This window comes from Saccharothrix syringae (assembly GCF_009498035.1).
GTDB lineage: Bacteria > Actinomycetota > Actinomycetes > Mycobacteriales > Pseudonocardiaceae > Actinosynnema > Actinosynnema syringae.
On record NZ_CP034550.1, the window covers coordinates 7,642,069 to 7,656,160 of the forward strand.

The following is a 14,092-nucleotide window of genomic DNA, read 5'->3' on the forward strand; positions in this document are numbered from 1 at the left end:
TCTCCTCACAGGTCCTGGGTGGCGCCGTCACCGAAGGCGACTCGTTCGAGTTCTTGCAGGATGCGTTCCTCCACCAGCCGCGCCAGGTTCGCGACCGTGCGGGCGGTGAGGACGTCGTGCGGGGTCAGCGGCACGCCGAACGCGGCGCGGGCGCGGGAGGTGACCAGCATGCTGCGCATGGAGTCGCCGCCGAGGGCGAAGAAGTCGTCCTCGGCGCCGACGCGGGCCGCGCCCAGCGCCTCCTGCCAGATCCCGGCCAGCACCTCTTCGGTCTCCGTGCGGGGTGCCACGTACTCGGCCGCGGGCGCGGCCCCGGCCGGTGCGGGCAGCGCGGCCCGGTCGACCTTGCCGTTGGCGCTCAGCGGCAGCGCGTCGAGCACCACGAACGCCGAGGGCACCATGTAGTCGGGCAGGTGCCGCTCGGTGAACCCGGCCAGCTCGCCGGGCTCGGGGGCGTGCCGCGGGTCGGCGGGCACCACGTAGGCCACCAGCCGCTTCACGCCGGGGGTGTCCTCGCGCGCCACCACCACGGGCTGCGCCACGTCGGGGTGCCGCCCCAGCAACGCCTCGACCTCGCCCAGCTCGATGCGGAACCCGCGCAGCTTGACCTGGTCGTCGGCGCGGCCGGCGAACTCCAGCACGCCGTCGGGCAGCCACCGCACCACGTCGCCGGTGCGGTACATCCGCTCACCCGGCACGCCGAACGGGCAGGCGACGAACCGGGACGCGGTCAGGCCCGGCCGGTCGAGGTAGCCGCGCGCCAGGCCGGCGCCCGCCAGGTACAGCTCGCCGGGCACGCCGACCGGCACCGGCCGCAGCCGGTCGTCCAGCACGTAGGCGCGCATCCCGTCCAGCGGCGCGCCGATCGGCACGGTGCCCGGTACGGCCGCCGGGTCGGCCATCCGGTGGGCGGAGGCGAACGTGGTGGTCTCGGTGGGGCCGTAGCCGTCCACCACGACCAGCCCCGGGCATGCCTCCATGACCCGGCGCACCGCCGCGGCGGGCACGACGTCGCCGCCGGTCCACACCTCGGCCAGCCCGGCCAGGCAGTCGGGCGAGTCCTGCGCCAGCACCCGGAACAGGCCCGCGGTCAGCCACAGGGCGGTCACGCCGTGCGCGGTGACCTGCTCGCGCAGCAGCGCGGCGTCCAGGTCCTCCGGCGGGGCCACCACCACGCGGCCGCCGCGCAGCAGCGGCACCCACAGCTCGTAGGTGGAGGCGTCGAACGCCAGCGGCGAGTGCACCAGCACGGTGCGGTGGGCCGGGCCGTCGAAGCGGCCGTCCAGGGCGAGCGCGACCACGTCCCGGTGCCGCACGGCCACGCCCTTGGGCACGCCCGTGGAACCGGAGGTGTACTCGACGTAGGCGAGGTTGTCCGGGTGCAGCGGGACCGCCGGCCGGTCGGCGGGTCCACCGTGGACGGGACCGTCGAGCACGACGACGTGCCCGGCGTGCACCTCGCGGGCGGTGGCCTCCCAGGTCGGGTCGGTGAGCAGCACGTCCGCGCCGGCCTGGTCGAGCACGAGCCGCATCCGCTCAGCGGGCGCGCGCACGTCCAGCGGCAGGTAGGCGCCGCCCGCCTTGAGCACCGCGAGCACGGCCACGACCACGTCGGCCGACCGGCGCAGCAGCAGGCCGACCCGGTCCTCCGGCCGCACGCCCAGCGCGGTCAGCCGGTGCGCCAGCCGGTTCGCGCGGGCGTCCAGCTCGGCGTAGGTCAGGGACTCGCGGCCGGTCACCGCCACGGCGTCGGGCGTGCGGTCGGCCTGCGCGGTGAACAGGTCCACCACCGTGGCGTCCGGGGCCGGGTGGCCGGTCGGCCCGGCCAGCACGAGCCGGCGCTCGGCCTCGTCGAGGACGTCCACCTCGCCCACGGCCCGGTCCGGGTCGGCGGCCAGGCCCGCCAGGGCCCGGGTCAGGTGGCCGGCGACCCGCTCGACCGTGGCCGCGTCGAACCGGGCCGGGTCGTAGGACAGCCGCACCACCAGCTCCTCGCCGGGGCGGACGCCGACGCTGAGCGGGTAGTTGGTGGTCTCCACGGCGTGCAGGTCGCGCAGCGCGAGGCCGTGCTCGGCCGCGGCCGCCTCGTCGACCGGGTAGTTCTCGAACACCAGGATGCTGTCGAACAGGTCCACCCCGCCCGGCACGTCGCTCCAGCCCTGGAGCTCGGCCAGGGAGACGTGCTCGAACCGCCGGGACTCGGCCTGCGCCGCCTGCAACCGCCGCAGCCACGCCGCGACCGGCTCGTCCTCGGCGACCTCGGCCCGGACCGGCACGGTGTTGATGAACATGCCGGGGATGGCGTCCGCGCCGGGCAGGTCGGCCGGGCGGCCGGACACGGTGGAGCCGAAGCACACGTCGTGCTGCCCGCTGTAGCGCGACAGCAGCAGCGCCCACGCGCCCTGCACCACGGTGTTGGTGGTCAGGCCGTTGCCCTGGGCGAACTCGCGCAGCGCCGCGGTGCGGCCGGCGGGCAGCGCGAGGTCGACCCACGCCGAGGAACGGCTCGCGTGGCCGGGTTCGGCCGGGCGGTCGTACGGCAGCGGCGTCGGGGCGCGGAACCCGGCCAGCACCTGCCGCCAGTGGGCTTCGGCCCGGCTCGGGTCCTGCTCGGCCAGCCACCGCAGGTAGTCGCCGAACGGGCGGCGCGCGACGGGCCGGGGCCGGCGGCCCGCGGCGTGGGCGGCGTAGCCGGTGAACACGTCGGTCAGCACCTGGAAGGTGCTCCAGCCGTCGAGCAGGACGTGGTGGAAGCTCCACAGGACCTGCACCTCGGTGCCGGACAGCCGGACCAGCACCAGCCGCATCAGCGGCGCGGTGGCCAGGTCCAGCCCCTCGGCCGCGTCGTAGTCGAGCAGGTCGCGCAGCGCGCGCCGGCGGTCCTCGTCGGACAGGGCGCTCCAGTCCAGCTCGCGGATCGGCACGTCCACGTCGCGGCACACCACCTGCAGCGGCCGGTCCACGCCCTCCCACACCACGCGGCTGCGCAGGATCGGGGTGCGGTCGACCACCTCGCGCCAGGCGCGGGCCAGCGTGGCCGGGTCGGTGACGCCGTCGAGGACGAACGCGATCTGCTCGGAGTACAGGCCCTCGCGGCCCTGGGACAGGCTGTGGAAGACCATGCCGGCCTGCATGGGCGTGAGCGGGTAGACGTCCTCCACGTCCCGCCCGTCGCCGACCAGCCGGTCGACCCCGGCCTGGTCCAGCCCGGCCAGCGGGAAGTCCGACGGGGTCCGGCCGCCCACGCCGGGCCGGGTGCAGTGGTCCACCAGTTCCCGCAGCGCGGCCAGCATCCGGTCGGCCAGGCCGCGCACGGTCGCCTCGTCGTGCACCTCGTCGCTGAAGTACCAGGTGAACCGCAGCCGCCGGTCCTCGACCGCGCCGACCACGTCCAGCAGGTGCGGCCGGGGCGTGTCGGGTGCGGCGTCCGCGCCCAGGCCGCCGACCTGGCGGAACGCCCCGTCGCCCGCCGAGGCGGCGAACTGGCCCAGGTAGTTGAACGCCACGGCGGGCTGCGGGGTCGCGCCGGTGCCCTGGAGGTAGCGCAGGGCGCCGTGGCCGATGCCGCGCCGGGGCACGGCCCGCAGCCGCTCCTTGGTCCCCTTCACCGCCTCGCCCCAGTCGGCGGGCGCGGTCAGCTCGACCGGGAAGATCGAGGTGAACCAGCCGACCGTGCGGGACAGGTCCACGCCGTCGAGGAAGTCGCCGTCGCGGCCGTGGCCCTCCAGGTCGACCAGCACCCGGTCCCGGCCGGTCCAGTCGGCCAGCACCCGGCCCAGCGCGGCCAGCAGCACGTCGTTGACCTGCGTGCGGTACGCGCCGGGCACGTCCTGGAGCAGCGCGCGGGTCAGCTCGGCGTCCAGCTCGGCGGTGACGCCGCGCACCGAGCCGGTGGTGTTGGCGCCGTGCCGGTCGACCGGCACGCCCGGGTCGGCGGTCACCGACGCCCAGTGCGCGGCCTCGTCGTCGAACCCGCCGTTCGCGGTGTGCTCGGCCAGCCGCAGCGCCCAGTCCCGGAACGAGGTGGTCTTGGGCCCGAGGTCGACCTCCTCGCCGCGCCGCGCCTGCCGGTAGGCGGTGTTGAGGTCCTCCAGCAGGACGCGCCAGGACACGCCGTCCACGACCAGGTGGTGCGCGGCCAGCAGCAGCCGGCGGCGCCCCGGGCCGCGGTCGAGCAGCGCGGCGCGCACCAGCGGGCCGCGGGCCAGGTCGAAGCCCTGGTGGACCTCCTCGGCGACGGCCCGTTCTGCGGTGTCGCCGCCGAGGAGGTCTCGTCCGGGCAGGTCGTACCCGGACGGGTCGTGGTCGGCCGCGTTCCGGGCCGACGGGTGGGGGTCGAACGGGTCCGGCGCCGGCAGTGCGTGCACCGACAGCACGTCGACCGGCTCCACCGCCGCGTTGTGCTGCCGCCAGCCGGATTCCGCGCGCTCGAACCGCATGCGCAGCGCGTCGTGGTGCTCCAGCAGCGCGGCCAGGGCCCGCCGCAGCGCGTCGACGTCCGGGTCCTCGGTGAGGTCGAGCAGCACGGACTGGTCGAAGCGCTCGGGCCGCGGCGGCTCGGTGTCGAGGAACCAGCGCTGCACCGGGGTCAGCGGCACCTCGCCGGTGACCGGGCCGCGCGGCGCGTCCTCGACCGGGCCGCCCGCGGGCACGGCGGCGGCCAGCGCGGCGACCGTCGGGTAGGTGAACAGGTCCCGGGGCACCAGGGCGTAGCCGGCCTGCCGGGCGCGCGAGACGACCTGGATGCTGATGATCGAGTCGCCGCCCAGCTGGAAGAAGTCGTCCTCGACGCCGACCCGCTCGACGCCGAGCACCTGGGCCCAGATCTCCGCCAGCACGCGCTCGGCCTCGGTGCGCGGCGCCACGTGCGCGTCGCCGGTCGGCTCCCACTCCGGCGCGGGCAGCGCCCGGCGGTCGAGCTTGCCGTTGCCGGTCAGCGGCAGCCGGTCCAGGGCGACGAACGCGGCGGGCACCATGTGCTCGGGCAGCACCCGGCCGAGGAAGGCGCGCAGCTCCGCGGCGCCCGGCGCGGTGCGGCCCGCGGCGGGCACCACGTAGGCGACCAGGACCTTGCGGCCGGCGTGCTCGCGGACGGTGACCACCGCCTCGGCCACGTCGTCGTGCCGGTCCAGGGTGGCCTCGATCTCGCCGAGTTCGATGCGGAAGCCGCGGATCTTGACCTGCTGGTCGGCGCGGCCCAGGTAGTCGAGCCTGCCGTCCTTCCAACGCGCCAGGTCGCCGGTGCGGTACATCCGGGAGCCGGGTTCGCCGAACGGGTCGGCGACGAAGCGGGACGCGGTCAGGCCGGGCCGGTTGAGGTAGCCGCGCGCCAGGCCCGCGCCCGCCACGTACATCTCGCCGGTGACACCGGGCGGCACGGGCCGCAGGTCGTCGTCGAGCACGTACACCCGCAGGTCCGGGATCGGCTCGCCGACCGTGCCGTCCGCGGGCGTCCACGTGACGTGCACGGTGGTCTCGGTGATGCCGTACATGTTGATCAGCTCGCCGGGGCCCTCCCAGGCCGCCAGCTTGCGCACGTCCAGCGCCTCGCCGCCGAAGACCACGTAGCGCAGGGCCAGGTCGGTCGGCTGCTCCGCGATGAGCTGGTAGAACGCCGAGGGCGTCTGGTTGAGCACGGTGACCCGCTCGTCGCGCAGCAGGCAGGCAAAGTCCTTCGGGGACCGGGAGACCTCGAACGGCACGACCACGAGCCGGCCGCCGTGCAGCAGCGGTCCCCACAGCTCCCAGACGGAGAAGTCGAAGGCGTAGCTGTGGAACAGCGTCCACACGTCGTCCGGGCCGAAGCCGAACCAGTGGGCGGTGGCGGAGAACAGCCGGGCCACGTTGGCGTGCGGGATCACCACGCCCTTGGGCTTGCCGGTCGAACCGGACGTGTAGATGACGTACGCCGGGTGCGCCGGGTCCAGGTCGACCTCGGGTGCGGTGTCGGGCCGGCCGGTCAGGTCGGGCAGGGCGTCGAGGGTGACCACCGGCCGGGCGTCGTCCACCATGGCCGCGATCCGCTCGGGCGGGTAGGACGGGTCGAGCGGCAGGTAGGCCGCGCCGGACTTGAGCACGCCCAGCACCGCCACCACCAGGTCCACCGACCGGGGCAGCCGCAGCGCCACGTACCGCTCGGGCCCGGCGCCGCGGTCCCGCAGCAGGTGCGCCAGCCGGTTGGCGCGGGCGTCCAGCTCGGCGTAGGTCAGCCGTTCCTCCCCGCAGCAGACCGCGACCGCGCCGGGGGTGCGGACGGCCTGCTCGGCGAACAGCCGCGGCAGGGTCGCCACCGGGTAGTCGCGCCCGTCGGGGTTGAAGTCCACCAGCACCTGCCGGCGCTCGGCCTCGTCGAGCATCGGCAGCTCGGCGGGCGGGCGCGACGGGTCGACCAGCACGCCCTCCAGCAGCGCGCGCAGGTGCCGGGCCAGCCGCTCGACGGTCGCGGTGTCGAACAGGGCCGGGTCGTGGTCCAGCTCGACCAGCAGCTCGCGCCCGGGCGACACCACGGCGGTGAGGGCGTAGTTGGTGGGCTCGTGCGCGTGCACGTCGTGCAGCCGCAGGCCGTGCGCGGCCATGGCGTCGTCGTCGAACGGGTAGTTCTCGAACACCAGGATGCTGTCGAACAGGGCGCCGCCGCCGGGCACGTCGCTCCAGCCGCGCAGCCGGGACAGCGGGACGTGCTCGAAGCGCCGGGCCTCCGCCTGCTCGGCCTGCAGCTCGCGCAGCCACGAGAGCTGGTCGCGGTCCCGGTCGACGGTGATCCGGGTGGGCACGGTGTTGATGAACACGCCGACCATCGACTCCACCCCGGCCAGGTCGGCGGGCCGGCCGGCGACGGTGGTGCCGAACACGACGTCGGGGTTGCCGCTGTAGCGGGCCAGCAGCAGGCCCCACGCGCCCTGCACGACGGTGTTCACGGTCAGGCCGTGCCGACGGCCCGCCTCGCGCAGCCGCTCGGTCTGCTCGGCGCCCAGGGTGAACCGCACCTTCGCGCCGGACTCGGCGCGGTGGGCGTCGACCGGGCGCCGGTCGTAGGGCAGCGGGGTCGGCTCGTCGAACCCGCCGAGCACCCGGTGCCAGTGCCGCCGCGCCGCCTCCTGGTCCTGCCGGTCCAGCCAGTGCAGGTACTCGCGGAACGGCCGGCGCGGCGTCGCGGGACCCGCCGCGCCGCGGGTGAGGGCCGCGTGGTGCTCGCACACCTCGGTGAGCAGCTGGGCCGCGCTCCAGCCGTCGAGCAGCACGTGGTGGAAGGTCCACACCACCAGCACCTCGTCGGGCGACAGGGCCGCGACCGCCACCCGCATCAGCGGCGCGGTGCGCAGGTCCAGGCCCGCGGCGCGGTCGCGCGCCAGGAACCGCTCCAGCTCCTCGTCCAGCTCGGCACCTGCCAGGCCGGTCCAGTCCAGCAGGGTGACGGGCAGGTCCACGTGCCGGCGCACGAGCTGGAGCGGTTCGGGCAGGCCCTCCCAGACCACCTCGGTGCGCAGCACCGCGTTGCGGTCCACCACGCGCTGCCACGCCTCGCCCAGCGCCCGCGGGTCGGTCACCCCGGACAGCCGGAACCGCACCTGGTTGAAGTAGGCGCCGGTGCTCGCCCGGTCGACCAGGCCGTGGAAGACCATGCCGGCCTGCATGGGCGTGAGCGGGTAGACGTCCTCCACGTCCCGCCCGTCGCCGACCAGCCGGTCCACCGCGGCCTGGTCCAGCCGCGCCAGCGGGAAGTCCGACGGGGTGCGACCGCCCGCGCCCGGCCGGGCGCAGTGCTCGACGATCCCGCGCAACGCCTCGGCCATGCCCTCGGCCAGGCCGCGCACGGTCGCCTCGTCGTGCACGCCGTCGCTGAAGTACCAGGTGAGTTCGAGGCAGCCGCGCTCCACCGCGCCGACCACGTCCAGCAGGTGCGGCCGGGGTGCCCCCGGCGCGCCGGACAGCTCCAGGCTGCCGCGCACCGCGTGCACCAGGCCGCCCTCCACCGCGGACCAGTCGAGCCTGCCCAGGTAGTTGAAGCTGATCCGCGGTCCGCCGGCGCCGGGCTCGTGCAGGTTGCCGTGGCCCAGGCCCTTGCGGGGCACGGCGCGCAGCTGCTCCTTGACCGACTTGAGCACCGTGCCCCAGTCGCCGGCGGGCGCTTCCAGCGCCACCGGGAAGATGGAGGTGAACCAGCCGACCGTGCGGGACAGGTCCACGCCGTCCAGCACGTCCTCGCGGCCGTGGCCCTCCAGGTCGACCGGCACCCGGTCCCGGCCGGTCCAGTCGGCCAGCACCCGGCCCAGCGCGGCCAGCAGCACGTCGTTGACCTGCGTGCGGTACGCGCCGGGCACGTCCTGGAGCAGCGCGCGGGTGGTGTCGCGGTCCAGCCGGACGGCCACGGCGCGGGTGGAGCCCGCGGTGTTGGAGCCGTCGCGGTCGACAGGCAGGGTCGGGTCCGCCTGCGCGGTCGCGGCCCAGTGCTCGCGCTCGTCGTCGAACCCGCCGTTGGCGGTGTGCTCGGCCAGCCGGTGCGCCCACTCCTTGAACGAGGTGGTCTTGGCGCCCAGCCGGACGGGTTCGCCGCGCGCCGCCTGCTCGTAGGCGGTGTTCAGGTCCTCCAGCAGGACGCGCCAGGACACGCCGTCCACGACCAGGTGGTGCACGGCCAGGAACAGCAGCGGGCGCTGCCCGTCGCGCTCGAACAGCACGGCCCGGACCAGCGGCCCCCCGGTCAGGTCGATGCCCGCGTGCACCTGCGCCTGGACCGCGCGGACCTCCGCCTCGTCGGCCACCCGCCGCACGGACAGCACGTCGGCCCGCTCGACCGGCGCGTTGTGCTGCCGCCAGCCGGAAGCCGTGCGCTCGAAGCGCATCCGCAGCGCGTCGTGGTGCTCCAGCAGGCCGTGCAGGGCGCGCCGCAGCGCGTCCGGGTCGGCGGTGTCGGCCAGCTCGGCGGTCAGCGCCTGGTTGAAGTGGTCGGGGTGGTCGGGGTTGGTCGCGAACAGCCACCGCTGGACCGGGGTGAGCGGCACGTCGCCGACCACGCGGCCCTGGTCGGCGGTCACGTCGCCGGCGGTGGTCGCGGCGGTCGCCAGCGCGGCGACGGTGGGGTGGCGGAACAGGTCGCCGGGGGTGAGGGCGAGGCCGGCGCGGCGGGCCCGGGACACCACCTGGATGCTCAGGATGGAGTCGCCGCCCAGCTCGAAGAAGTTGTCCCGGGCGCCGACGCGCTCGACGCCCAGCAGCTCGGCCCAGATGCCCGCGAGCACGGCCTCCGGCCCCTCGGCGGGCGCCACGTACCCCGCGCCCGCGACGGCGCCCCAGTCCGGTTCGGGCAGGGCGCGCCGGTCGACCTTGCCGTTGGCGCTCAGCGGCAGCGCGTCCAGGGTGACGAACGCCGAGGGCACCAGGTAGTCGGGCAGCCTGCCGGCGAGGTGGTCGCGCAGTTCGCCGACGTCGAGCGACGCGGGCGTCACGTAGGCGACCAGGCGCTTGCGGCCGGTGTCGTCCGGGCGCGCGGTGGTCACCGCCTGGGCGACGGCCGGGTGGCCGGTCAGCGCGGCGTCGACCTCGCCGGGTTCGATGCGGAAACCGCGGATCTTGACCTGGTCGTCGGTGCGGCCGACGAACTCCACCGTCCCGTCCGGCCGCCACCGGACCACGTCGCCCGTGCGGTACATCCGCTCGCCCGGTGGGCCGAACGGGTCGGGCGCGAACCGCTGGGCGGTCAGCCCCGGCCGGCCCAGGTAGCCCCGCGCCACCCCGGCGCCGGCGATGAACAGCTCGCCCGGCACGCCGACCGGGGTGGGCGCCATGGCCTCGTCGAGCACGTAGACGCGCATGTCGTCCAGCGGGCGGCCGATCGGCACCACGTCCGGCACGGCGGCCGCGGCGGACATGCGGTGCGAGGTGGCGAAGGTGGTGGTCTCGGTGGGCCCGTAGCCGTCCACCACGACCAGGTCCGGGCACGCCGCCAGCACCCGCCGCACGGCCGCCGCGGGCACCACGTCGCCGCCGGTCCACACCTCGCGCAGCCCGGCCAGGCAGCCCGGGTCGTCCTGGGCGACCGCGCGGAACAGCCCGGCGGTCAGCCACAGCGCCGTCACGCCGTGCCGGGCGACCACCTCGCGCAGCACGTCCGCGTCCACGTCGCCGGGCGGTGCGACGACGACGCTGCCGCCGCCCAGCAGCGGCACCCAGACCTCGTAGGTGGTGGCGTCGAACGCCGGCGCCGAGTGCAGCAGGACCCGCCGGTGCGCGTCGGTGCCGAAGCGCGAGTCGCGCGCCAGGGCGACCACGTCCCGGTGCCGCACGGCCACGCCCTTGGGCACGCCGGTCGACCCGGAGGTGTGCATGACGTAGACGAGGTTGTCCGGGTGCACCGGCACGTCCGGCGCGGTGTCGGGCTCGGCGGACAGGTCGTCGCCGCCCAGCACGACCAGCGGTCCGTCGTGGACCTCCGCGGCCACGGCCTGCCAGGTCGGGTCGGTGAGCACGACCCGGGCGCCGGTGCCGGCCAGCAGCACGGCCAGCCGCTCGGCGGGCGACCTGGTGTCCAGCGGCACGTACGCACCGCCCGCCTTGGCCACCGCCAGCTCGGCCACGACCAGGTCGACCGAGCGGCCCACGAGCAGGGCCACCGGCTCCTCCACGCCGACGCCGAGGCGCAGCAGGCGGTGGGCGAGCCGGTTGGCGCACGCGTCCAGCTCGGCGTAGCCCACCTCGGTGTGGGGCGACCCCGGGCAGTCGCCCACCAGCGCGACCCGCCCGGGGTGCTCGCGGACCCGCTCGGCGAACAGCTCGACGACGGTCGACGGCGGCAGGTCGCGGGCGGTGCCGTGCCACCCGCGCAGCACCAGGTCGCGCTCGGTGTCGTCGAGCAGCGGCAGCTCGCCCAGCGGCCGGTCGGGGTCGGCGGCGACGGCCTCCAGCAGCACCCGCAGGTGCCCGGCGAGCCGCTCGGCGGTGGCCGCGTCGAACAGGTCGGTGTTGTACTCCAGGGTCAGGTCCAGCCCGCCGTCGCGCGGCCAGAACTCCACCAGCAGCTCGAACCGGGCGCGCGGCCGGGGCAGGTGGTGCTCGGCCACCCGCAGCCCGTCGACCTCGGTCGGCCGCACCATCGCCTGCTGGAGCACGACCAGCGCCTGCACCAGCGGCGTGCGGCTGGGGTCGCGGTCGGCGCGCACCTCGTCGACCAGCCGGTCGAACGGCACCTCGTCGTGGGCGAACGCGTCGAGCACGGTTCCCCGCACCCCGGCCAGGAACCGCCCGAACGGCAGGTCCGGGTCCACGTCGGACCGCAGCACGAGCGTGTTGACGAAGAAGCCGACGAGGTCGTCCAACTCGGGCCGGCCGCGCCCGGACGAGGCGGTGCCCACGGCCACGTCGCGCCGCCCGGTGTGGCGGGCCAGCAGCACCTGCACGGCGGCGGTGAGCGTGGTGAACAGGGTCGCGTCGTGCGCCCGGCCCACCTCGGCCAGCCGGTCCACCAGGTCGGCGGGCAGCGCCGCGCGGTGCACCGCGCCGGAGGTGGTGCGCCGCGCGGGCCGGGGCCGGTCGGTGGGCAGGTCCAGCGGTTCGAGGCCGGCCAGGGCGCGCCGCCAGTGGTCCAGCCCGGCGGTCAGGTCCGCCTCCGCCAGCCGGTTGCGCTGCCACACCGCGAAGTCCGCGTACCGGACGGGCAGCGGCCGCAGCTCGGCGGGCCGGCCGGTGACGGCGGCCCGGTACAGCGCCAGCAGGTCGTCGACCTGCACGCGGACCGACCAGCCGTCGGTGACGATGTGGTGCTGGTCGAGCACCAGCACGTGCTCGTCGTCGGCCAGGCGCGCCAGCACGGCCCGGACCAGGGGGCCGGTGGCCAGGTCGAACGGGGTGGTCAGCTCCTCGGCGCACAGCCGGTCCAGGGCCGCGTCGCGGTCGGCGGGCGCCAGGCCGGCCAGGTCGACCACGCGCAGCGGCACCGCGCCGTGCGGCGAGACCACCTGGACGCCCTGCCCGTCGACCTCGGGGAAGGTGGTCCGCATGGCCTCGTGCCGCTCGGCCAGCCCGTCCAGGGCGGCGCGCAGGGCGTCGAGGTCGAGCGGGCCGGACAGCCGCAGGCCGACGCCGGTGTTGTAGTCGGTGGCGGCGGGGTCGAGCCGGTGCAGGAACCACAGCCGCTGCTGCGCCGGGGACAGCGGCACCGCGCCGTCGCCGGGCGCGGGCGGGATGCGGTCCTCCGCGCCCCCGGGCCGCCGGTCGGCCACCAGCCCGGCGAGGCCGGCGACGGTCCGCGCGTCGAACAGGTCCCGGGACGACAGGGGCACGCCCAGCGCCGCGCGCAGCCGCGACACCACCCGGATGGCCTGGATCGAGTCGCCGCCCAGGTGCAGGAAGTCGTCGTCGGCGCCGACCGCGTCGCGGGTCAGGCCCAGCACCTCGGCCCAGGTGTCGGCGACGGTGCGCTCGGCCGGGGTGCGGGGCGCGACGCGCCCGGTGCGCGGCACGGCGCGCCAGTCGGGTTCGGGCAGGGCGGCCCGGTCGACCTTGCCGTTGGCGTTGAGCGGCAGGCGGTCCACGGTGACGAACGCCGAGGGCAGCATGTAGTCGGGCAGCGAGTCCAGCACCAGGGCGCGCAGCTCGTCCTCGGCGGGCGCGGCGCCGGCCGGGACGACGTAGGCGACCAGGCGCTTGGCGCCGGTGTGGTCCTGGCGCGCGGCCACCGCGACCTGGGCGGCGTCGGGGTGGCGGGCCAGGGCGGACTCGACCTCGGCGGTCTCGATGCGGAAGCCGCGGACCTTCACCTGCTCGTCGACGCGGCCGACGAAGTCCAGGTCGCCCGCGTCGGTCCGGCGGACCAGGTCGCCGGTGCGGTACATGCGCTCGCCGGGCGGGCCGTAGGGGTCGGCCACGAACCGCTCGGCGGTCAGGCCGGGGCGGCCGAGGTAGCCGCGGGCCAGGCCCGCGCCCGCGATGAACAGCTCACCGGTGGTGCCCGTCGGCACCTGTTGTAAATCCTCGTCGAGCACGTAGACGCGGGTGTCGTCGAGCGGGCGGCCGATGGGCAGCACGTCGGGGACGGCGGTGACGTCGGGCATGGGGAACGACGTGGCGTAGGTGGTGGTCTCGGTGGGGCCGTAGACGTCCACCACGACGGTGCCCGGGCAGGCTTCCAGGACGCGGCGCACGGCCGTCGCGGGCACCACGTCACCGCCGGTCCACACCTCGCGCAGGCCGCGGAACGCGTCGGGCGCGTCCTGGGCGACCACGCGGAACAGGCCCGAGGTCAGGAACAGCGCGGTGACGCCGTGCCGGGTGACCGCCTCCCGCAGCACCTGCCCGTCCACGTCGCCGGGCGGTGCGACGACGACCCGGCCGCCGTTGAGCAGCGGGACCCAGATCTCGTAGGTCGACGCGTCGAACGCCTGGGGCGAGTGCAGCAGCAGGCGGTCGTGCGCGCCGGTGCGGAAGCGGGACTCGCGGGCCAGGGCGACCACGTCCCGGTGCCGGGCCGCCACGCCCTTGGGCACGCCGGTCGACCCGGAGGTGTGCATGACGTAGGCGAGGTTGTCCGGGTGCGGCACCACGTCCGGGAGTCCGGTCCCGGATTCGGGCGTGTCGTCGGCGTCCAAGTCGTCGTCCACCGGCACCACGGCGCCCGGGTGGACCTGCTCGGCCGTGTGCCGCCAGGTGCGGTCGGTCAGCAGCAGCGGGGCGCCGACGCCGGTCAGCACCAGCCGCATGCGCTCCACCGGTGCGCGCCCGTCCACCGGCACGTACACCCCGCCCGCCTTGAGCACGGCCAGCAGGGCGACCACCAGCTCCGCCGAGCGCTCCACCAGCACCCCGACGGGCCGCTCCACCCCGACGCCGAGCGCGACCAGCCGACGGGCCAGCCGCTCGGCGCGGGCGTCCAGCCCGGCGTAGGTCAGCTCGGTCCCGCCGGCCACCACCGCCACCTCGTCGGGGGTCCGGCGCACCTGCTCGGCGAACAGTGCCGGGACGGTCGCGACCGCCGGCGGTGGCTCCTCGGCTCTCGGGGCGCGGGCCACGGGGGCGGTGTGGTGAAGCGTCATCGCTGTCCAACCTCGTATTCGGGGCGCGGCGCAGCGCCGCGGGGCACGGTGGGAGGGGGGTGTGGCGG

At 76.3% G+C, this 14,092-nt stretch carries 1 protein-coding gene; it reads right to left on the minus strand.

The genetic code is table 11. The features are described from left to right. Nucleotides 1-5 precede the first annotated feature (5 nt). Nucleotides 6-14,024 carry a non-ribosomal peptide synthase/polyketide synthase gene (locus EKG83_RS32175; protein WP_153278589.1) on the minus strand — a complete coding sequence of 4,673 codons (14,019 nt, stop codon included), beginning with the start codon at nucleotides 14,022-14,024 and terminating at the stop codon, nucleotides 6-8. Between the last annotated feature and the right edge of the window lie 68 nt (nucleotides 14,025-14,092).